The 22,403-nt window shown below is 55.4% G+C and carries 14 protein-coding genes and 1 tRNA gene; 8 read left to right on the top strand and 7 right to left on the bottom strand.

The features are described 5' to 3' along the window. Window positions 1-17: 17 nt before the first annotated feature. Window positions 18-2,339, top strand: coding sequence for an alpha-N-acetylglucosaminidase (locus OHL21_RS12925; RefSeq protein WP_263417685.1), 2,322 nt, complete (start codon window positions 18-20; stop codon window positions 2,337-2,339). Between the two features lie 218 nt (window positions 2,340-2,557). Here OHL21_RS12925 and OHL21_RS12920 read toward each other — a convergent pair whose 3' ends face one another. Further along, window positions 2,558-4,108: an FAD-dependent monooxygenase gene (locus OHL21_RS12920; RefSeq protein WP_263417684.1), complete on the bottom strand. Its 1,551-nt coding sequence runs from the start codon at window positions 4,106-4,108 to the stop codon at window positions 2,558-2,560. Between the two features lie 1,348 nt (window positions 4,109-5,456). Here OHL21_RS12920 and OHL21_RS12915 point away from each other — a divergent pair. Further along, complete coding sequence (locus OHL21_RS12915) at window positions 5,457-5,750, top strand: tyrosine-type recombinase/integrase (RefSeq protein WP_263417683.1); 294 nt, start codon at window positions 5,457-5,459, stop codon at window positions 5,748-5,750. A 15-nt stretch (window positions 5,751-5,765) separates the two neighbouring features. On the opposite strand, the gene OHL21_RS12910 is transcribed toward OHL21_RS12915, so the two are convergent. The 4 genes from OHL21_RS12910 to OHL21_RS12895 all read right to left on the bottom strand — a co-directional run bounded on the left by OHL21_RS12910 (window position 5,766) and on the right by OHL21_RS12895 (window position 8,141). Beyond that, a tRNA-Asp gene (locus OHL21_RS12910) sits at window positions 5,766-5,842 on the bottom strand. Between the two features lie 216 nt (window positions 5,843-6,058). Further along, the gene (locus OHL21_RS12905; protein WP_263417682.1) at window positions 6,059-6,931 is read right to left on the bottom strand and encodes a copper resistance D family protein; all 873 of its coding nucleotides are present in this window, start codon (window positions 6,929-6,931) and stop codon (window positions 6,059-6,061) included. A 2-nt stretch (window positions 6,932-6,933) separates the two neighbouring features. Continuing rightward, window positions 6,934-7,293 (bottom strand): copper resistance protein CopC, encoded by a 360-nt coding sequence (locus tag OHL21_RS12900; RefSeq protein ID WP_263417681.1) that lies wholly within the window; start codon window positions 7,291-7,293, stop codon window positions 6,934-6,936. 17 nt (window positions 7,294-7,310) lie between these two features. Further along, window positions 7,311-8,141, bottom strand: coding sequence for a hypothetical protein (locus OHL21_RS12895; RefSeq protein ID WP_263417680.1), 831 nt, complete (start codon window positions 8,139-8,141; stop codon window positions 7,311-7,313). Window positions 8,142-8,598: 457 nt separating this feature from the next. Here OHL21_RS12895 and OHL21_RS12890 point away from each other — a divergent pair, with 457 nt between their 5' ends. The 5 genes from OHL21_RS12890 (at window position 8,599) to OHL21_RS12870 (ending at window position 15,577) form a co-directional block, all read left to right on the top strand. Next, window positions 8,599-10,314: a M20/M25/M40 family metallo-hydrolase gene (locus OHL21_RS12890; protein ID WP_263417679.1), complete on the top strand. Its 1,716-nt coding sequence runs from the start codon at window positions 8,599-8,601 to the stop codon at window positions 10,312-10,314. A 79-nt stretch (window positions 10,315-10,393) separates the two neighbouring features. Next, window positions 10,394-11,149 (top strand): ABC transporter ATP-binding protein, encoded by a 756-nt coding sequence (locus OHL21_RS12885; RefSeq protein ID WP_317889982.1) that lies wholly within the window; start codon window positions 10,394-10,396, stop codon window positions 11,147-11,149. Beyond that, complete coding sequence (locus tag OHL21_RS12880; RefSeq protein ID WP_263417678.1) at window positions 11,149-12,603, top strand: ABC transporter permease; 1,455 nt, start codon at window positions 11,149-11,151, stop codon at window positions 12,601-12,603. The genes OHL21_RS12885 and OHL21_RS12880 overlap by 1 nt, the downstream gene beginning before the upstream one ends. Further along, the gene (locus tag OHL21_RS12875) at window positions 12,603-13,964 is read left to right on the top strand and encodes an ABC transporter permease (protein WP_263417677.1); all 1,362 of its coding nucleotides are present in this window, start codon (window positions 12,603-12,605) and stop codon (window positions 13,962-13,964) included. The genes OHL21_RS12880 and OHL21_RS12875 overlap by 1 nt, the downstream gene beginning before the upstream one ends. 8 nt (window positions 13,965-13,972) lie before the next feature. Beyond that, a complete protein-coding gene (locus OHL21_RS12870) occupies window positions 13,973-15,577 on the top strand; it encodes an ABC transporter permease (RefSeq protein ID WP_263417676.1) in 1,605 nt (534 codons plus the stop codon). A gap of 61 nt (window positions 15,578-15,638) precedes the next feature. On the opposite strand, the gene OHL21_RS12865 is transcribed toward OHL21_RS12870, so the two are convergent. Both OHL21_RS12865 and OHL21_RS12860 read right to left on the bottom strand, forming a co-directional pair. Next, the gene (locus OHL21_RS12865; RefSeq protein ID WP_263417675.1) at window positions 15,639-17,225 is read right to left on the bottom strand and encodes an amidohydrolase; all 1,587 of its coding nucleotides are present in this window, start codon (window positions 17,223-17,225) and stop codon (window positions 15,639-15,641) included. Between the two features lie 34 nt (window positions 17,226-17,259). Beyond that, the gene (locus OHL21_RS12860; protein WP_263417674.1) at window positions 17,260-20,628 is read right to left on the bottom strand and encodes a TonB-dependent receptor; all 3,369 of its coding nucleotides are present in this window, start codon (window positions 20,626-20,628) and stop codon (window positions 17,260-17,262) included. Between the two features lie 328 nt (window positions 20,629-20,956). On the opposite strand from OHL21_RS12860, the gene OHL21_RS12855 reads away from it, so the two are divergent. Then, the gene (locus OHL21_RS12855; RefSeq protein WP_263417673.1) at window positions 20,957-22,180 is read left to right on the top strand and encodes a hypothetical protein; all 1,224 of its coding nucleotides are present in this window, start codon (window positions 20,957-20,959) and stop codon (window positions 22,178-22,180) included. The last annotated feature ends 223 nt before the right edge of the window (window positions 22,181-22,403 follow it).

Below are 22,403 nucleotides of genomic sequence, written 5' to 3'. Positions count from 1 at the left end.
GGTGGAATGGAAGGCGAATGTATCTCTCTCGACGCAATGTTCTTGAAATTATCGGTTCAGCGGCGGCTTTCGCCGTTGCTCCAAAGCTCTTCAGAGCGGCTACGCCTCATGTCGCCGCACTGGAAGAGAAAGATATCATCGCGACAGCAAGAGGACTGCTCGGCCGTGTTGTCCCGAATGTTGCAGACAAATTCGATATCGAGGTGGTCTCTCCTGAAAACGGCGCAGATGTCTTTGGACTGGATAGCAGGAACGGACGCATTGTGCTTCGCGGTAACAATGGCGTTTCGATCGCATCGGCCCTCAATCATTATCTGAAATACCACTGCTATCTCCAGAAGACCTGGTGGGACGATGCTCTGCCTCTACATGCGCCGCTTCCAGTAGTCCAAAAGCCGGTCCGTCGAGTAACGAAGTTCCGCTATCGTTCTTACTTCAACTACTGCACGTTCAGCTATACCGCGCCCTGGTGGGACTGGCCACGATGGCAGCGAGAGATTGACTGGATGGCGATGCATGGAATCAACATGCCGCTCGCCGTTACTGGGCAGGAAGCAGTTTGGCAGAATACACTTCGCCGCTTTCGTATGGAGGATGACGAAATCCGCGCCTTTCTCTGCGGTCCGGCTTTCTTCGCATGGCAATGGATGGCGAACCTCGAAGGCTGGGGCGGTCCATTGCCACAGAGTTGGATCGGGTCCCACATCGTGCTGGGCCGGCAGATTCTCGAACGTGAACGCAGCTTTGGCATGACCCCAATCCTGCAAGGCTTTGTGGGTGTCGTGCCGCGAATGCTGAAACAGAAATTCCCCGAAGCCAATATTCAATTAAAGCCAAAGTGGTGCAATGTCTTTGATGGTACGGCGCAGCTCGATCCTCTCGATCCGCTTTTCCGCAAGATGGGTATCGCCTTCCTCGAAGAGCAGCAAAAGCTTTTTGGCACGGATCACCTCTACGGCGTCGATCCTTTTCACGAGAGCAAGCCACCGAACGGCACAGAGTCTTATCTGCAAAACGTCGCCAAAGAGATTCTTGCGACACTTCGCGCGGTCGATACCAAAGCTGTCATCGCGATGCAGACATGGTCGTTACGCAAGCCGATCGTAACGAGCATCTCCAAGGACAATCTCATCCTGCTCGACCTTACAGGGAGAAACGCGCAGAAGAATCAGGGCTTCTGGGACCGCAGCTATGTGACCGGCGTACTGCACAACTATGGTGGCCGCGTCTTCATGGGAGGCAGTCTCCAGTCCGCGCTCAGCAACCCTTTTGACTTGCTTGATGGCCAATGGGGTAAGAATGAAGCCGGCATCGGAGTTTTTCCCGAAGGCACAGAGCAGAACCCGGTCTTCTACGATGCTGCGACGGAAGTTGCCTGGATGGACTCCGCACCCGATGCCTCTCAGTGGCTGCGCAGTGAGATAAGTGCCCGGTATGGCCGTAACATGAGTACTGTACAAGAGGCCTGGGCTCTTTTGTTGCAATCGCTCTACAAAAATGGTGCTGAGAGTGGCTCTATGGAGAGCCCGATCTGTTCCCGTCCGGCGCTTTATCTCGATCGGGCAGCGCCCAATGCCAGTTTTCAACGTCACTACAATCCCGACCTGGTATGGCAGGCGTGGGAGCTTCTTCAGAAAGGGGCATCCGACTTCGCTACCGTCGATAACTACCGATTTGATCTTGTCGACGTGGCTCGACAGGCATTGGCTGATCTTTCTATCGTCCTCCATCGAGATATCGCGACCGCATACGAACGCCAGAACAACATCGAATTAGCCAACGCCGCCAAACGCTTTCTGGACTTGGCCAGCGATATGGATAAGCTGCTTGGAACCCGTAAAGAATACCTGCTAGGTGTCTGGTTGAACTCCGCAAAGAAGTGGGCAACAACACCAAAAGAGCGCAGACAGTATGAAAGGAATGCCCGTCTGCAGATAACAGTCTGGGGTCCCAGCGCACCGAATGCGCTTCTCTTTGACTATTCCAATCGTCAATGGAGTGGCCTGATTCGTGGCTACTATATTCCGCGATGGAGGCATTTCCTCGAATACCTCGTCAGTCAGCCATTGGGAGAGAAGCGATTCACCGGCAGAGGTCTTCATCTGGAATACCAGCGCCCCGCCGACGATGCCAACCCCTTCTACAAAGAATTGGCGCGATGGGAACAGGCATGGTCCGACGAGACCGACAGCTATCCTGACATTCCATCTGGGGACAGCATAGCGGAATCAGCACGTCTGCTTACAAAATGGAAGCCTGCACAAGAAGAAGGCTATCGTCGATATGATATACAAGCCAAACCGAACTGCTGCGACGATCTCGGCCATTCAATAAAGTAGTTCAGTAATGGCGACTCCGTTGATCTCTTGTGAGATATGCAAAGCTGTCATGACCGATGAGATAAGTAAGAATTAGAGCATTTTCCCTGTTGTCGGGTATTTCTAAAGGGCGTGAAGCGGCGGAAAATGCCCATAAATGCGGAGGCCCTACTCTACACCTACAGGAAAAATGCTCTAGTCGCAGCCAAAACGCATCGGCAGTTGCTTGCCAGAGAATGTCAGGCAGAGGGCTTGATGTTCCATCGGTCAAGATAGGCTCGGAGGTTTGCTGGGTTCCCGATTGGGTCTGCCAAACCTATATGTCCATCGGGCCGCACGAGATAGAGCGCATTACGCTTCAGCCCGGCTCGTTCCATTTCTGCTCGCCAGGGAATGGCATGCAGCGCTAAATCCCTGCTGCGACAGACAGTCGAAAGTTCCGGCGATGGCTCGCCATAGACGTGAACCTGCCATTGCAGCGTCGTCAAAAACTTGAAATTGTCCTCGGTTCCAAAGGCATTTGCGATCCACGGCAGACGATCTCCGCTGCGGATCTCTCCAGCCTTGCCGGTGCTCATCGGACTCTGTCGATAGTGGATGACGGTCTGTGAAACGGTTCGAAACATTAATCTGCGAAATGATCCAATTTCAAAAAAAGACGGAATAACAAACGGAGCAATGTTTCGTCTTATCTGCCGCGCGATGCGACCTCTACTGGTGACCAGGCTGAAAGCCCGGTCGGTGGTCGCTACCAACCGGCGCGCAAAGTCGATCCGCTCCGGTTCGTAACTATCCAGGATCGCTTCGCTTGCACATCCATTGAGCACCGCAGCCAGCTTCCAGGCGAGATTCACCGCGTCCCCGATGCCGGTATTCATGCCTTGGCCTCCGACCGGGCTATGGATATGAGCTGCATCCCCAAGCAGGAAGCTGCGGCCTTTCCGGAATTGTTGGGAGACACGATGATGCACGTGATAGGTAGAGAACCAGTTCACTCTTTTTACGTCGATCCGCATCCAGTTGACGACATCTTTGCTGACGTCGTCCCAGGAAAGCTTCTCATCTGCCTGTTCCGGTTCTCTTCGGACGGCCCCTACCAGTCGAGCACGACCGTCGTCTTTCAGTGGAAAGACAATCAGAAAATCTGCCGTATCCAAAGCAACATGGAGTTGGCCATTGATGGCGGCGCCCCCCGCGTCCACATCGGCTACGTAAAATAGGTGTTCGTAAGTTCCTCCAGGGAAGCCAATGCCTAGTTCCTCGCGCACCTTTGAGCGGGCGCCATCGCACCCCGCAACGTATACCGCCTGACAGCTCTCCTCAGAGCCATCAGGTCTCTTTAGGCGCGCCAATATATGCTTGTCCACTTGTTGTAGGCCGAGCAACTCTGTCTGGCGCTCCACATCCACGCCAAGGGAAGCAAGCCGCCTAATGAGGAGCTTTTCATGTTCGTCCTGCGGGAAAATCAGTACATATGGAAAGGGAGTAAGTCCCTTGCCCATATCACCGAATGCCGCGGAGCGCCCCCGCTGCCTTCCTCCGGACCAGAAGCTGATCGTGTCAACCCGCCGGCCGCCCTCTATTACTTCCTCCGCCAGTCCGATCTGCCGGTAAAACTCCAATGTGCGGACCTGTACGGCCAGTGCACGTGAAGTCGTGCCTGACTCAGAGACTTTGTCAATGATCCTGACTGGCACACCCAGACGCGTGAGCCAGAGAGCCAGCACCAGACCGGTAGGGCCTGCACCAACAATCAGAACGGGGATTTCACCATGATTAAGCGCGGACATACCCATTTTGGATGCCGCGTGGGTACTCTATGAAGTCTGGCGACAAGAGCAACACTTGGACCGATAGGTCAAGCGACTTTCCTTGTAACCGATCGGCCGGTCAGATCGGCCGCGATTTTCTGACAAAGGATGCAGGACCGCTTATGCTCTCGAATCGCCTCTTTCAATGCGATGATGGCAGGATTAAGGGCCGCGGCTACACCTTCGATCGACATGAAATCGCCGCCGCTCGATACTCGATACGTGTCGATTAGCCGATTTGAAAGAAGGTCCAATTGTGGACAACGAGGATATGGCATAGTCACCACCCGAAACGTCTGGATCACCTAATAGAAGAAGCCGCTAACGCTGAACCCGAATGAGAAAGAACTATTGTCAAAGCCTCCTTGGTTGGCGGATTGGGGATAAATGAGATGCGGAGGTCGTGTTCGAGGTTGGTTTCGGAACCTCTTGACGCATGCGAGTTCCAGGTTTTCAGAATGATGGCGGGGACGGCGGGCTCGAACCCGCGACCTCTGCCGTGACAGCTAATCTGTGTCGCGCAACTAATTGAAACCAGGCGTAACGGACGGCAACCTGAGCGCTCTGAATCCCTCTTGGCAACGTTTATTGGACCCGTCGGACCCGAGACCTTTGCCCTGTAAACTTTTGCCCTGGCCTCGGCCGATCTTTGCTTTTGACCCAAATCGATTCCTGAGCACGCGGATGTCATGGCGGCGAGCAACGCGGTGCGGGGGCTAGATGGGCGGTTTCGATGTGTTCGTGGGCGGCGTGGGCTCCGGCGCGATGGCTCCCATGCCGTCGAGGGCGGGGCTCCCATGCGGTCGAGGGTGGGGATGCTCGCTGCCGCACCCTAACTCAATTCAGACGGGCCAGGGTGGCGACCTTGCCACGAACCGGGTATCCCATATCTGACGAAGCCATATCTGGGGCACGTAGGATGTTCCCTTAATCCCTAATACCGCGAAAGAATCGATATATGCCAAGGAGCATCATAGCGTTCGCCACAACAGAGCAGCCTGCTAATGTGAGCCAAGAAAATATTTGGCTGAATGGGACGTAGTGAAAGCCATTCTCGGTCTTTATCGTGAGGCCGCGTCCTTGAGGCCCAAGTAATCTCGATATAACCGAAAGGAGTACTCCGCAAGCGAGAAGGATAGTCACTTTCTTGTATTGCATTAGGTCTCCGATGAAATTCACTTGCAAGCTACAGGAACCTGAGAATGCCGAGCCCATTCCGACTGGGAACAAGTTACGTTACATTCGCATCTGTCGATACAAGATGAGTATCAATAGTCATTCGCACATGGAGGAGTTTGAGTTATAGCCGGTATCGGAAAACGGCAGGTTGCGTTCTGAAATCGGTTGGCACACCTTCCGCCACACGTTCGGCACACTGCTTAAGGCGAACGGGGAAGACGTCAAAACCGTACAGGAACTCTTGAGGCACGCCAACAGCAGGATCACGCTTGAGGTGTACACGCAGGCCGTGACCTCGAACAAGCGGGCCACAGAGCAAGGTTGTAAGGATGATGATTCCCGGCGTGGGTCAGAACGCGGGCGAGATGGACCCGCAGAAAGCTCAGGCTGGAGCGTAATGGACCCGGATTTACTTGTCACTTGGGATGCCATACGAAGCTAAGTTCTTTGCTTTATATGGCGGGGACGACGGGGCTCGAACCCGCGACCTCTGCCGTGACAGGGCAGCGCTCTAACCAACTGAGCTACGTCCCCAGCTTGCCTCAACTGCAAGTTGGATGGGATTCAGACTCGAGCATCTTGCAGGCGCAGACAACTCTCATCCTAGTGGCCGGCTCTGGACTGGACTCCCACAGGAGGAACCGCCATCAACCAACAACAAGATTGAGTGTAGCAGAAGATGGGCAGCTTGTGTCTATCTTCCGGCAAAGATTCGAGATTGCTGTGGAAAGAAGGACATAGCGGCCAGGCTCAAGCTGCTGGGGCGACACTTCCGAGCCATGCCGAAAGTAGCAGAATGACCAGCATCAACACAGCCTCCACGCGCAGGGTAACGCAGAGCCGGTGCATGGTTTGCTTCGTGGGCGGATGCTGGAGGGTTCGCCTGTTTGTTGCTCCAAGAGCGAGTGCCGTTAAAACAAACAATAGCTTGATGGCAAGCAGCAGCACCCATCGCGTATGCAGGGTGCCTTGGATGTCTCCGCCGACTCCCAGCCATGTATTCCAGATGCCGCTCATGAAGATGAACACGATCGCTGTCGCCGACTGCATGGAGAGCCTGTTTCCATTTGCATATTGCTGTTCGGTATCCGCAAACGAAGATAGAAGCCATGCGGAGAGCATGACGCCCCCAGCCCACACCCCAGTGGCGACCAGATGGATCCACTGTGAAAGCTCGCGGAGGGAGTAGTTCCCGTCAGATGCAGCGTGGCCGGATGCCGATCGGAAGAGGGAGAGTACAAACAGGGAAGCTGCTACTAACGCCAGCCGTGATCGCCGCGGAAAGGGAATCAGAGCTGCTGCGGCGGCAACTCCAGCCGCGATTGCCTGTGGCAGCAGAATCCAACCGGCATGGGTCGACAGTACATCACGAAACTGGGGCACGAGTTCCGAAAAGCTGGCAGCGCCCGTCATGCCGGCTGTCAATATAACCAGTTGTACCGGTTGTGCGGCTGCTATCAGCAAGGCAGCCAGTCCGATCAACACAAAGAGCTTCCTGCCATACGTAGCAGGAAGCGTCTTCCAGATAAATGCAGCGAGGGCCCCCAGGCTGAGGCTGAAGGCCACATCGGCTACACCGCTTGCCAGTACATGCAACGCCAGCAGTTGTCCTTCAGAAAGCACGTCTACTTCACCGTGAACTTGTACTCACCTTGCATTTTATGTCCATCCGGAGCAACGGAGACCCAATGCACCAGGTAATCGCCGGGCGTAAGCTTGGGCACTGCAAGCGTCAGGGTCTTGGGATCTCCAGTAACGCCTGCCGACTTCTCTGTCCCAATCGCCGTGCCTTTCTCATTGGTCAAAGACAATGAGCTGAACTTCGCCTCGACAGGTTCCGAGAAGGTGACAACGATCTTTGCGGGAGCAGGCCCCGCCGAATCGGCCGCTGGCAACATCACCTTAGGATGGGCGTGGGCCATGGCAATGGGGACGCAGGCGGTTACGGTCATTGCAAAACCAAGGGCACATGTCTTCAGATTCACGACTGATTTCTCTCCTATTAGCTGGCAAGCATGGTGAATTCGGCAATGTAGAGCTGGTTGCCGGCGCCGCGGAACTGTAGCCACAGTTTGTACGTTCCGGCTTCCTTGATGGCGACGTGCAGCATCAGCTCTCCTGGGGACGAAGCGGAGTCCGGCATCTCCGGCGTGGGTTTTGACATATCCATGTCGCCGTCCATCGCCATTGGATGGACATGAACATAACTCAGATCTTTGTCATTCAGAAAGACTGCATGTGCGGGAACCCCGAGATACGGATGCAGGTCCTTCGCCGGCTTACCGTCTTTCAGAATTTCGACATCGATCATCTCCATCCGTCCGGCGTGCAGCCTGACCGTCGAAAGGTCTACCTCGTATGGACCAACCTGGACTCCCATACCCGTCGACGGAAGTTTGCGAGAGGCTGACGCAGTCTGACCGATGGACAGTTCAAACCTGAAGACCTGGTGATTGAGTTTATTGGGCTCTCCATCAGCATAGACGTGATACAGCGCGGCACGCGGGAACTTCTGCGTGATCAGAAAGTGACCGGTCGGGGAGAGTTGCGGATGAATGTGCAGAAAGGTCTTAAAGTCGTCGCTGACAAGCACGACATGAAGCTTCTGGGTCATCTCAACCTGATATTGCTTGATTGGTGTTTGCGATTTCGGGAGCGTCATCCAGAAGTCGAGCTTCTGCTCAAGCGGGTTAGCGGCAGAGGTCGCTTTCAGATAGCCGTCCATCTGTGCGGCTTCACCCTGCAGCGCTGAAACGCCCTTTAGCGTCTCGGCTGGCGACGAAGCGGTACAAGCTGCCAGACCAAGAAGAAATGCAACAACGGTGACTCTCATACAAACCCCGGAAGGATGAATGGATAGCGCTGCGATGTAAATCTGTTGCCCGGCTGGGCATTGTGAGTGAGGTTCACGGAAGAACGTACCGTGATTTTGCTGTGACTATAGCGCACAAACCCTCTGCTTACAAACTGGAAGCGCGTAATTGAAAAACCTTGTTTCTTGATAGAAGAACTTGCCTTGACACGATTTCTCCTCTGCCCATAGGCTTGCTTCATCAAGAGACAGCTCTGCTATTGCCGATTTTTCCATGCCATTTTTCCGTTCTCGCATGGCAGGCACAGGTGTCAGTCGTCCCGGGTTTTCAAGAAGAATCCCAGGCTTAGATAGCCGGATCAACACTTTAGAAGTCCGTAGTTCCGTCGTACACGCTTCAGAGCGATAAAACGGTTTTCACTTGCGTCGCCGCGAGGCAGACGCCCTTCTATTTGCATTCAGGGAGTTTTCGAAGATCATGCGATCCAGGTTAATGGCTGTGTGTTTGATCGGTCTGCTTGCAGGACCGGTAGCGTGCAACAAGAAAGCAACCAAGACTTCATCGGTAATCAGCAAGCCAAAGCTGGGAATCAATCCGAATGGTGCCAGTAACTCGGGGCCTGATGAGAGCAAAGCTCCACCGGAACTGAAGAAGGTATTCGATTACATTGATGCTCATATCGACGAACATGTCGAGAACCTGCAGAAATGGATTCAGCAGCCTTCCATCTCTAACTCAGGAGAAGGTATTCCGGAATCGGCTGAGATGGTGAAGGGGTTCTTCGATAAGCTCGGCTGCCAGACGACCCGCGTGATCGATGTTGGCATTACCGAGTACGGCACTCCAGGTAACCCGGTCGTCTATGCCAAGTGCGACGAGGGCGCGCAGAAGACCGTCGCTATCTACTGGCAGTACGACACCATGCCAGTGACACAGCCCGACCTGTGGGTTGCGCCTCCATTCGAGGGTCGTATTATTCCAGGTAAAGACGCAGGTCTGCCGAATATTCCTCGTGTCATGATCGGCCGCGGAGCCACCAACTCCAAGGGCCCAGAGATGGCTCAGCTCAACGCTCTAATGGCGTACAAGCAGGTAAACGGCAAGCTGCCCGTGAACCTGATCTTTATCGCAGAAGGTGACGAAGAGCGCATGGATATCGGTCTGCGCAAATTCTTTCAGGATCACTCGGACCTGTTGAAGGAAGCAGACGCCCTGTACGCCGGTGGTCCCTCTGAGGGATGCGTCTACGTCGAGCTCACTACCAGCGGTACCAAGTGGGGCCGCGGTCCTACAGTCAGCGACGTACACGGCGTGATGAAGCGCACAACCGACTCCCCGGCATGGCGTCATATCCACATGCTGGCTTCGCTTACCTCTCTCGATGGCAATACGCCTCTGATCCAGGGCTTCTTTGACAACATGGAGAAGCCGACGCCGGAGCAGATAGATGAGCTCAAGAAGCGTGCCGCCAATACGAATCTGGAGCAGATGGCGAAGAACCAGGGAGTTGCCCGCTATATGTCCGACGATCCGGTCGAAGTTCTGAAAAATGGCCGCTTCGGCACCAGCTTTAACCTCGATGGTATCTGGGGAGGCAATATGTATGCCGGCGGTGCGGGCGCTATCCTTCCCAACAAGATCACTTCCAAGCATAACTTCCGTTATGTGCCGAAGATGAACGGCCCGGATCTGATCAAGAAGCTCCGCGCCCAGTTGGATAAGAATGGGTACAAAGACGTAGAGATCAAACTGATCGGCGATGTGCCGTGGTCACGCGGATCGTCTCCCGACACCGATATCTCCAACGCGCATAAGAGGGCAGGCGAATTGCTCGGTGTCACCGCCGATCGCAATGGGCCATTCATGATGGCATCGCACTATAACTTCCTCGGCGAGGATAAGCCCCTGGGCGTTTCGCAGGCGGAAGCGACCGGCGGCTACTGGCCCTCTTATCTCTTTGCCGATGGTGAAGTCGGCCAGAAGGTCGGCAGTATCTCCATCCCGATGGGTATGGGTGCTCGCGGCGGACAAGGGGGACGGGCTCACGCTGCCAACGAGTACTATGCGGTTGAAGGTTCACGGTGGGACAACGGTATGGCCGGGGCCGAGAAACTGGTCGCGGCCAGCATCTACTACTACTCGCAGATCACGACGGTTCCACCGAAGCCAAAGACCTCCGCGGCCTCGAAGTAAGTCTCCATCAACGTAACGACCTCCAGCAGCGTCTTTCAGGGCGCTGCTAGAGGTCCATACACAGAAAGAGACATTCGTCATGAATCCTGTGATTTCCGTTCGTAGCCTGACGAAGACCTATCATGTCGGTGAGCACCAGGTCCATGCTTTGCGTTCGATCTCGCTGGATATCTATCCCGGCGAATTCGTTTCGGTGATTGGCCCTTCCGGTTCCGGGAAGTCGACACTGATGCACATCCTTGGGTGTCTAGATCAGCCGACCAGCGGGCAGTATTTTCTCGATGGGCGCGATGTTTCCCGCCTCAGCGATGACGAGATCTCACTCGTCCGGAACAAGCAGATCGGCTTTGTCTTCCAGGGATTCAATCTGCTCACCCGCACTTCGGCCTTGGAAAATGTCGAGCTCCCATTGCTGTACGGTACCGGGAATGTTTCCGCAGCGGAGCGCCGGAAGCGCGCCATGGCCGCACTGGAGTCTGTCGGTCTGGAGTCCCGTTGGGACCACCATACCAACCAGCTTTCGGGCGGACAGCAGCAGCGTGTCGCCATCGCACGCGCGTTGCTCAATAATCCATCCATCCTGCTGGCGGACGAGCCAACTGGAAATCTCGACAGCAAAACATCGATCGAAGTAATGGAAATCTTCCAGTCGTTGCAGCGTGAACGCGGCATCACCATCGTGCTCATCACCCATGAGATGGATGTAGCCGCCTACGGCTCGCGCATCATGACCTTCAAGGATGGCAACATCCTTACGGACGTAGCGAACGACAGCCGGCGCCACGCCAGCGGGGAACTGGAGAGTCTGCCGATTGCCGTCGAAGAGGTGAGGTAGTGGTCTTACCCAATACACTCGTGATTGCGTGGAAAGCGCTGCGGCGCAACCGGATGCAGACCGCCTTGACCATGCTGGGCATGACTATCGGCGTGGCCACCGTCTTGACGATGATCGCTCTCGGCAGCGGAGCGCAACGGGCGATCCAGGACCAAGTCAAGGCAGCCGGAATGAACATGCTGCTGGTCACCGCAGGTAACTATCAGGCCCAGCGGGAGCGCCCGCCGGATGATGCCATCGAGATGGGCCGCCTCCGTAATCCGGAGACTGAACATCTGCAGCTTGCGATGTTTCATCCGGAAGACGATCCGTTTGCAGTTCACGATCACCCAACTTCGCGCCAGCGTCTCGGCGACTCAGAGGCTGGCCTTGGGGCGGCGGCAACTTTGACGCTTGATGATGCCGAGGCTGTCCGCGAGATCAAGGGGGTACAGTATGCGGTCGAAGGCGTTCATGAGAACGTGCACGTTGCCAGCGGCGATACCCGCTGGTTCACACGTGTCCACGGCGACGGTAGTGCACTGCCTGAGATACGCAGATCCTGGAGATTCACTCACGGCGGATTCTTCAGCGCAAGGCAACAGCGGAATAAGGAGCAGGTTGTTGTTTTGGGAAGCATTGTCGCGGAGAAGCTCTTTGGTGATAAGAGTCCTGTCGGCGAGACGGTTTCCTTATGGAAGCAGCCGTTTAAGGTGATCGGCGTCGTTACCAGCGCGAACTGGATGGTAACTCCCGAAGCCGGGGATGACCAGTTTGACGCCGTCTATATCCCTGTGACCACCATGCAGAGTCTGCTCAATCTTACGAAGCTCAACGATATTACTGTGACGACAGAGTCGACCGGAGATGTAACCCGTGTCGCAAAGACAATTACAACCGTTCTACGCTCGCGCCACGGCATCGATACCAATCATCCCGACGACTTCACCGTGACCAGTCAGGCCAGTAAGGCGCTGCTCAAAGGTGGTCTCCGTCCGGATGTGGCGCAAGCGGTCACCGGAAACGTCTCCGGCCTGGAAAAGATCACGCTCGATCAACTCGGCAAGACCCTCGATAAATCCAGCAGGACGATGACTGCATTACTGGCCAGTATCGCGACTGTGTCGCTAATCGTCGGCGGCATCGGCATCATGAACATCATGATGCTCTCGGTCACGGAGCGCACCCGCGAGATAGGCATTCGCCGCGCCGTCGGTGCACGTGAGAAGGAAGTTCTGATGCAGTTCATCTACGAGTCAGTAACACTCAGTGTAGTTGGAGGTCTGCTGGGCATTCTGATGGGCGTTGTCGCCGCAATCTCTATCTCACATGTCGTACAGTGGTCGACTAGCGTTTCGCCGTTTTCGATCGTGTTGTCGTTCGGCATCTCCGCAGCGGTCGGCGTCTTCTTCGGCTACTATCCCGCTCGGGAAGCATCGCGCGTCGCACCTTTGACGTCGTTGAGGTTTGAGTAATGGTGATCAGCAAAAGCTTCAAGATTGCGGTTAAAGCTCTCAAAACCAATAAGCTGCGCACCTGCCTTGCCATGCTCGGTATGACTATTGGCGTCGCAGCGGTGCTGACGATGTTCGCTCTTGGCACCGGAGCTCAGCAGTCTGTCTCTAAGGATGTGAAATCGGCCGGCACAACCCTTATCAATGTGCGTGCCGGCAACTTTACACGCGGCGGAGAAGAGTCCAAGATCGCCACCGGCCTAGGCTCAGCCACCAACCTGATTGCTGACGACGCCGAAGCTATCCGCTCCCAGGTGCAAGGTGTGGCTCATGTCTCTCCGTTGACACGCATGCGCGGATGGGTAGCCTACGGCAACGACAAGACCTACACCCAGGTCTATGGCGTCGATGCGGACTACGCTGAGATGTATGACTGGAACTTTGAAGAAGGGAAGTTCTTCAAGAAAGGCGCGGTGGAGGACGCCGAGAATGTGGCTGTCATCGGCGCCACCTTGGGGGATAACCTCTTTGCCGATGTCAATCCAGTCGGAGAAGAGATCGAGATCCACGGTGAAAAGTTCAAGGTGAAGGGCGTCTTCTCCACCAGCGACGAAGAGCAGTCGCAGATGGCGATCATCCCTTACACCAAGTTGCAGAAGATGCTTGGTATCAGCTATCTGTCGAACATCATGGTTTCGGCGGAAGAAGCCGGCAAGGCCTCAGACGTCGCCAGGGATATAGTCCCGCTGCTTCGCTCACGTCACAAACTCGAGTCGGTCCCAAAGCCCTCAACCTCTGCCGGCCTCGGCCTGGGAGGTCTGCAGGGCGCCACTATGAGCGGAACTCCGGATGACTTCACCGTCAAGACACAGGCCTCGGAGGCTCTGACTAAGGGGCTGAATACTTCTGTGGCCGCCTTCATTCTCGCTAATATGCCTCAGATGGATCAGGTCAACATGCAGGAGATGTCCGGAACCCTGAACCGTGCCGGGCAGACGATGACGGCCCTGTTAGCTGCAATCGCGACTATCTCACTCATCGTCGGGGGCATTGGCATCATGAACATCATGCTTGTCTCAGTCACGGAACGGACGCGTGAGATCGGCATCCGTCGCGCGGTTGGGGCACGCTCCTACGACGTCCTGATGCAGTTCCTCGTCGAAGCCGTGACCCTCGGCGTCTCAGGGGGAGTTCTCGGAATCATCCTCGGATTTCTAGCTTCATTCACCATCACACGTACGTTGCAATGGGATGCCACCGTGTCCCCCACGGCCGTTGCCATGGCGTTTGGCATCGCCGCGGCCACCGGTGTCTTCTTTGGTTTCTACCCGGCCCGCCGTGCTTCGAAGCTGAATCCCATCGACGCCCTGCGTTTCGAGTAAGACACCGCATGGCAGACCTCACTTCGATTCGAAAGAGTACAGCCATCGCCTGGCGAGCGCTGCAGCGGAATAAGCTGCAGACGATTCTTACTATGTGTGGCATGACGATTGGTGTAGCTACCGTGCTTACCATGATTGCCCTGGGCAGCGGAGCACAGGCAGCAATTCAGGACCAGGTCCGCGCCGCTGGTATGAACGTGATCGTCGTCAGCTCCGGCAACTACAAGATGCAGCAGCAGTGGACGAGCCAGGGCGAGGCGGAAGAGCCAGCAGCCTATCTTCCAGAGGGCTATCGTGCTCGTTTTCGAACGCTAGAGCATTTTCCCTGTAGGTGTAGAGTCGAGCATCCGCGTCTATGGGCGTTTTCCGCAATGAAAATGCCGCTGCACGCTCCTTCCGGGATACCCAGCAACAGGGAAAATGCTCTAACGTGGAAGCCATCGTCTCCTGTGTCGTTGACAAGAGTGTTCCAGCCGGGAACGAATCCGCAACAGGGGATCGCTCATAGCGGTGAGAACGCGGCAGGTCTTGGAGCTTCTGACAAGCTCAGCCTCTCCGATGCAGATGCGATTGCCGATCTGAATGGTGTTCAGTGGACCTCCGCCGGAGTTGCTGAGAACGTTCTGGTCAAAGCTGCTGATGCTACCTGGTACACACGTATGCATGGAGAGGGAAAGGATCTGCCTTCTATAAGAAGGGCATGGACCTTTACGAAAGGACGTTTCTTCTCCGGAAATGAGATCGCAACTGCTGCGAACACGATCGTATTAGGAAGCATTGCCGCAGAGAGGCTCTTCGGAAATGCGAATCCGATAGGCAGGAACGTTACGATCCGGGGAAGAAGCTTTCATGTTGTCGGAGTGGTTGGCAGTAGTAGCTGGATGGTGCCGGCAGCGATCGGTGACGATCAATTCGATGCTATCTATGTGCCGGTAACGACAGGGCAGAATCTGCTTGGCAAGCAGGCGCTAGACTCGATCACCGTATCCACTGTCTCAACCGGCGACGTCACGCGCGTAACGAAGAGCATCGCAGCTCTCCTTCGGCAGCGTCATGGATTGGCGCACGAGGATCCTGATGACTTCGTTGTCTCCAGCCAGGCACGCAAGTCGCTGGCGCGGGGAGGCATGCGCACCGATATCGCGCGTGCTATCACCGGGAATGTCACTAACCTCGATAAAGTGACACTGGAGCAGTTAGGTAAGACCCTCGACCGGGCAAGCCGTACCATGACAGCTCTGCTGGCCAGCATCGCTTCGGTTTCGCTGATCGTCGGCGGTATCGGCATCATGAACATCATGCTGCTCTCAGTGACCGAACGTACAAAGGAGATCGGCATTCGGCGTGCGGTGGGTGCACGGTCGAATGAGGTAATGCTGCAGTTCCTGATAGAGGCGGTGACGCTGAGCCTTACGGGAGGAGTGCTCGGCATCCTGTTTGGAGTGCTTGCCTCCGGCTCCATTACCAGGATGGTTGCCTGGTCGACGAGTATCTCCCCCCTCGCGATCTTCATCTCGTTCGGTCTCTCAGCCGTGGTAGGAATCTTGTTCGGTTACTATCCAGCCCGCGAGGCCTCGCGGGTGACGCCAATGACTTCGCTCCGCTATGAGTAGGTAGCGGTACGATTGCGGCAAGGGTCGCGGAGATAGAACTCCGCGGCCCTTTGCTCGCCTCCTACCTGCTTGCTGGTTTGGTAAGGGTCGGGTACTTGATCCCAAGTTGGTCGAGGTAGGTCGGATACTTCGAGGCGTCGTAGTAGTACTTCTGCATCTCTGCCCGATACTTTTCCATCGTGGCCTTGTTCATGAAGATCGCGGGCTTATCTTCCGGCCGAACAAGAGACTTGTACTTTACGGTCTTGGTCTGGACGTTGATGAAGTAGTCCTTTGCCGCGGCTACCAGCTCAGGTTTGGTCATCAGGTCGTAAAGCGTCATTGCCTGTACCTTGGCGCCAGTGATGACACCTTTATGTGCGATGGGTGTTGCCATAGCGATAGCGTTAGCCCAGTTATGTCCGGGAAGGTTGGGAATGTTGGCGGGATAGGAGAGAACGATGGTGGGTACGTTCCATGAGATGTCGCCGATATCGTCAGAGGGACCACTCTCTGAGCTTGCCATGGTCGATGGTGGACGCGGTGTATGCAACTCGGTGTCCAGGCCACTCTCCGGAGCTCCGATTTCGTGCTGCAATGCCTTGGCCAGCGCCTGGTCATCAGCGGACCATACCGGCAATCCGATCTGTGTCGCATTGGCATTCAGATCTTCGGCGATGGGCTTGTTGTAATGTCCAGGCCACGCGGAGCCGAGGATGGTTTCGTCCCATGTGGTCTGGGTCATGAGAGCGGCGCCTTTGGCCATACGGTCACCGTCTTCCCAAAGACCTTTGATGTGGTCGTAGTCGAGTTCACGGAAGTAATACCAGGCCGCAGCAGATTGAGGAACGACATTCGGCTGATCGCCGCCATTGGTGATGACATAGTGTGAACGCTGCTGAGGGCGGAGATGCTCACGGTGGAAGTTCCAGCCGGCATCCATAAGCTCGACAGCGTCAAGAGCTGACTTACCCCGCCACGGGGCAGCAGCCGCGTGAGCCGACTCTCCATGGAAGTTGTACTGAAGTGAGATCAGTCCGGTTTGTCCGCCCTCTCCCCAGCGAGCCCCCAGATTGGTACCGACGTGGGCGAAGAGGACAGCATCAACGTCTTTGAAGTAGCCATCACGGACGTAATAGGCTTTTGCGCCCAGAAGCTCCTCGGCAACACCTGGCCATATCTTGATTGTGCCGGAGAGATGGTTCTTCTCCATCTGCTCCTTAACCGCCAGTGCCGCGAGGATATTGAGCGGAACGCCAGAATTATGTCCTTCACCGTGTCCTGGAGCTCCCGGAATAAGCGGCTCGTGCCATGCGACACCTGGTTTCTGCGATGCCTGTGGAATGCAGTCGATATCGGAGCCGAGAGCGATCACCGGCTTACCGGAGCCCCAGCTTGCCATCCACGCCGTGGGGATACCGGCGATGCCACGTTCGACTTTGAATCCATTCTTCTCAAGGATTCCAGTCAAATATTTCGACGTCTCGAACTCCTGGAAGCCAAGCTCGCCGTAGGAGAAAACGGTATCGACCATCACCTGCGCCAGCTTTGCGTTTTTATCGACATGCTGGACCAACGCGGTCTTCTCTAGTGTCAAAGAGTTCTGGCCGGGGCTGATGCCCCCGGCCAGAAAGGGAAGAAATGCGAGACTGCTGAATTTGAGCTTCACGTCTACGTTCTCCGTGTTGATTGTGTTGACGCGATTAGTACAGGATACGCATGCTGAATTGCATATCGCGCGGTGTATTGGCCTGAGTAAGGGCGCCGAATCCGGTTGCGCCAAACTGAACGCCAGTTGTCAGCGGATTGAGGAAGTTCGGATGATTCAATAAGTTGAAAGACTCGGCACGGAACTGTCCTCTCAAGTGTTCGAGGATCGGGAACTCACGAGAGAGCGTCAGGTCCAACTGCGTGAACTTCGGTCCGATGACAATATTACGGCCGGCATTTCCGAATCGGGTTGTTGGCGCTAGAGCAAAGGCTGCGGTATTGAACCACTGCGCCACAGTCTTCGGACCTGCGTTCGGGTCCTGTCCGGCCACGATATTGGGACGATCAGCATTCCCGAAAGAACGGCTGTTGTTGCTGGAACTATTGGAGATGGTGAAAGGCCGTCCCGTCTGGAACTGGAAGATACCGGATAACTGCCATCCGCCGGCGATAGCGCCGCTCACACCGGAGTTGAGCCATTTCTTCCCCTTGCCAAAGGGGAGTTGTGCGACCGGGCTGAATACGAGACGGTGCGCCACATTGAAGTCAGATAAGGCACGTTCCGCCTTGAGGTTGTAGATATTCTGCGGTGATCCCGATGAATTTGAACCGGAACCGATACCGCCGCCCCCGTCGATGGATTTACCCCAGGTGTAGGAGAGGATGAAGGTCACACCGTTCGAATAGGATTGCTTCAAACTGTTCTGCCAGGAGTGAAACTCAGAGTTGGAACGCGTGTCCTGATTGGATACGGTTGAGAAGTTTGCGAAAGGGCGCATCGCTTGCGTCGTTGTCGCACCCTGCGCCAGATTATTCACATTGATCTGGTTGAGATTGATGCTGAGAGGGAGCTTGGTGCCTTTTGAGGCGAAATAGGTACTTTCAAAGACCATGCTCTTGCCCAGGGACTGCTGAAGCCCAAAGCTCCATTCATTGATATACGGCGTCCGATAGTTCGCATTCACCGACAGGGGAGAGAGAGATGCGGAGCACGATGTCTGCGTGCCGGTTGCGCAGGAGGTAGCAGCGCCCGCAAAGGGAGCATCCAGCGAAACCGTATTGATCGAGTTGGCGGTACTGGCCGTTGAGGTAGAGGTTCCAATAATGCGATAAGGATACTGTGTTCCGAAGTTCAGGAACTGATTGTAGAGAAGCGGCGTGTTGTAAAACGTTCCAAACGCTCCTTTGACAACGGTCTTGTCATCCGAAAACGGCTGCCACGAAAAACCCAGTCTGGGTGCCCAGTTATTCCAGTCGTAGTTGTAGAGATGCTTGAAGGCTCCGTTACGCGAATCGACAAAGGTTTGGCTGGCAATATCGAAACGGGAGACTGTTCCATTTGGCGTGTAAACAGGTGTATCCAGCTCCCAGCGCAAACCAACATTGAGCGTAAGTCTCGGAGTGATACGGTAATCGTCCTGCACAAAAAGATGATTGCCGAAGAAGTTCAGATAGACAACCGGAGCTGTTGTGCCGACGGTGGATGTGTAGCTCAGGCCGAGGAGAAGATCCGCCATGGAATCTCCGACCGAACCAAGATGGCTGCCGCCGTTCGCCGAGACGATATTCGCATCGTTTACCGAGAATGCGCCACGGCCGGAGGAGGTAATGAGGTTGATCGAACGCGCCAGCAATAAATCGATACCCGTTTTTACTGTGTGCTTGCCGTGGGTCCAGCTTATGGAATCCACCAACTGATAGTGGCTATCCCAGCGGTTCTGCGGAAGGTTTGTGGCGCCACCAATCGTGGCGAAGCCAGAAACAGCAGTGTTCGGAAGTCCGCTGTTATTGGCGTAACCGGCCTGTGTGAAGTATGGGCCTCCCGGAAGTCCAGAATACGATGAGCCAACCGCCGTATTGTCTTCCTGAATGCGAGGCTGCTGCAGACGCTGATAGCCTGCACGGAACTCATTCAACAGACTTGGTGTCAGCACGCGAGTGTAGGTCACGTTGGCGAGGGTCGAGATCTGATTGGTGTAGCAGCCGAACTTCGGCACGACGTAGGACGAGCAGAGTGAGTTCGACGGCTCGAATGCCGGGTCCTTGAAGATATTGAAGCTGCCGCTGAGACCATCCTTCTCCGTTAGCTTGTGGTCCACACGGATGGTGTACTCATCCATATTTTCAGAGCGGGTCTCCTGGAAGGAGTAGTTGTTTGCCGGATAGATTCCAGTACCCGTTGCTAATGATGGTGTCGGAAAACCAAGTTTCGCAATCGCCTGGCCTGCCGCGGCGCCTGTTGAGCCCCACTGGCCACGTTGCGTGCCGGCAAGCAACGTGGTCAGGTTGTAGCAGCCCGTCCCGCAATTGGCGGTGAGGGCCGTGCCGGTACGCGGGTTGTACAGCGTCTTACCGACATTGAAGATGCCGCTCAACATGTCTGTCGTTGGTACCGTTGCAACAGCCGTCACTGCCTGGCGGATGCGCTGGCCTTCATAGCCGAAGAAGAAGAAGGTGTGATCCTTCCAGACCGGGCCACCCAGCGTAGCACCAAAGGTGTTCTGCTTATACGACGGCTTCTTCGCACCTGCCTGGGTAAAGTAAGGCTTTGCATCGGTGATCTCATTACGAAGGAACTCATAGACTGAGCCATGGAAGGCATTCGTGCCGGACTTGGAGATGACGACGACCTGGCCGCCGGCCATGCGCCCATATTCTGCCGGATAGACACCGGTAAGCAGGCGGAACTCCTGAATGGTCTCTACCGATGGGCGATAAGAGGGTTGAGCGACACCCATATCGTTGTTGTAGATACCGTTGAACGTGAACTGATTCGAGATTTCGGAAGCCCCGGCGATGTTGATACCGCCACGGAAACCGAGTGTCGAGTTCTGCGCAGGCTGATAAGCAGCAGGCGAGAGCAGCGCGAGCGAATAAAACTGGCGGTTCGCAAGGGGCAGCTCTACGACCTGCTTGTTGTCGACCAGGGTTCCGTTGGATGAACTCTGCGTCTGTAGCAGAGGTTCTGCGGCCTCAACGTTCACGGTATCATTCACGCCGCCGACGATCAGAGAAATTGGAAGTTCCTGCGTATCACCGACGTTCAGCGTAAGCCCCGTTAAGGTCTTGGTGCTGAACCCGTTCATTGTCGTGGTGACCTCGTAGGCGCCGGGTTGAAGGTTGGTGACGGTGTACAGGCCGTTTGGATCGGTAACGGTCGTACGAACAGCGCCGGTGCCGGTATTTTTAACGCTGACGGTAGCGCCTGGAATTGTTGCGCCCTGCGAGTCTTCTACGTGTCCTGTGAGTGTCGCATTGACTGTCTGCGCCGACGCGGACTGCAGGAACGTAACTGCAAACAGCAACATCAACGACAGGGAGATAGAGATAGACGGGTAGCGTCTACGTCCAAGTGACGACATGCGATGCCTCCAGAATGTGTTAAACGTGCAGCAGAGTGGCTGTGGAACGGCTCGTTTTCTGGTTACGGACGACTCGTACGACTACAGGAAAAAGCCAACAGTACTTCGCAGGTACAGAGGTCAAAACGACGAAAGACACTACGCCGGGCACGCCGAAAAGAGAAAGGAATGCGGCCAGATGCGCTTCGGCGTTCTTACAAACTGCATTTGGACTTTTCTGTGATGTCCCGGATGAACTATCTATAACAAAGGTTCACACAGCCGTAAAATTAGACTTTCCTATCACGTGATAGCTAAATTCAAAAGATCTCGTAAACCCTTCTGGGTCATGCTGCTGTTAGCTCTGGTGTGGCAGATCAACGGCTGCCGGTCTACCGGCAACGGTACCGGAATTGTGGAGCAATACCTGAAACTTGCCGTGTCGCTCGGCGAACGAGATCCCGATTTTCTTGACTTCTATACCGGCCCAGAACCTTTGGCACTGGCCGCAAGAACTCCGCTCCCGTCGCTGGAGAAGATCGAGCAGGACAGGAAGCGCCTGCAGGCACAGCTACTCGACAGCGGATTAGACGCTGGGCGCGTTACCTTTCTGGGCCAGCAGCTCAACGCCATGAATCAGCGTGTGCGCCAGTTACGCGGCGTGACTGCCGGATTCAATGAAGAGAGCCGGAACTATTTCGGCGTTGTCGCTCCTCCGGATACCGATGCTGCGCAGCGAGCTAAGGTGCGAACCGAAATCTCTACGCTGATCGGCCCCGGAGCGAAAGCTTATAGCTCCTACGAGGCGATGTTCGTGGTGCCTGCGAAACACATTCCTGCAGTGTTCGAGACAGCTTTGAAGGTGTGCCGAGAACAGACACGGGCGCACATCTCGATGCCGGCAGGGGAGCAGGTTGATGTCGTCTATGTCATTAATAAGCCGTGGGCAGCCTTCAGTCGCTATCTTGGCAATGCTCATAGCCAGATTCAGGTAAATCTTGAATTTCCGCAGACGGTCGACCGGCTGCTTGACCTTGCCTGCCATGAAGGCTATCCCGGCCATCATGTCTTCAACACGCTGCGCGAGGAGGCCCTGGTCAAGCAACGTCGTCAACTGGAATGGACGGCACAGCCTGCCTTTTCTCCGCAGTCGTTCGTCAGTGAAGCCGCAGCCAGCTATGCGCCTCGGATGGTGTTGGAAGATGCAACGCGGATGCAGATCGAGCATGATGTTCTGTTTCCCATAGTCGGTCTGCCGCAGCGCGATATCGAACGCTACCTTCGCGTCGAAAAGCTAATAGCGATGCTGCACACCGGTGAGCCGGAGATCGCTCGCGAATATCTGGACGGTCGGTTGGAGTTCGCCCGCGCCTTGTCGCGGTTAGAAGAAGAGCTGTTGATGGAGCATGGAGAGACCATGCTGACCTACCTGAACGAATATCGCAGTTATATGCTCACTTACACGGTCGGCCTGGATAGGGTAACGAAATACGTCAATGCCGGCGGTCCACAGAATCGCTGGCAGCGGTATACAGAGCTCATGACGACTCCCATGACCAATCTTCCTGAGTAAGTGCGGTGTCTCAGAAGTTGTTGCCATACATGTTGTCATCCTGAGCGAACGGGGTCCCCGGCCAGCTTCGCTGGCTGGGGTTGGAATGCGAAGGACCCGCTTTTCAACGCTTCGGATGGCAAAAACTCTTCATGGAGCGCTTTCGGGCCTTGTCCTGTTGAATCGTCGAAATGATTTCGGAGGCCTGCATGGCTCAGATACCTCGGTTCATATCAGTGTGCTA

It is taken from the genome of Terriglobus albidus, from assembly GCF_025685425.1.
GTDB lineage: Bacteria > Acidobacteriota > Terriglobia > Terriglobales > Acidobacteriaceae > Terriglobus > Terriglobus albidus.
The sequence above is the reverse complement of the archived record's forward strand: the minus strand, read 5'-3'. Positions and strand labels throughout refer to the sequence as shown.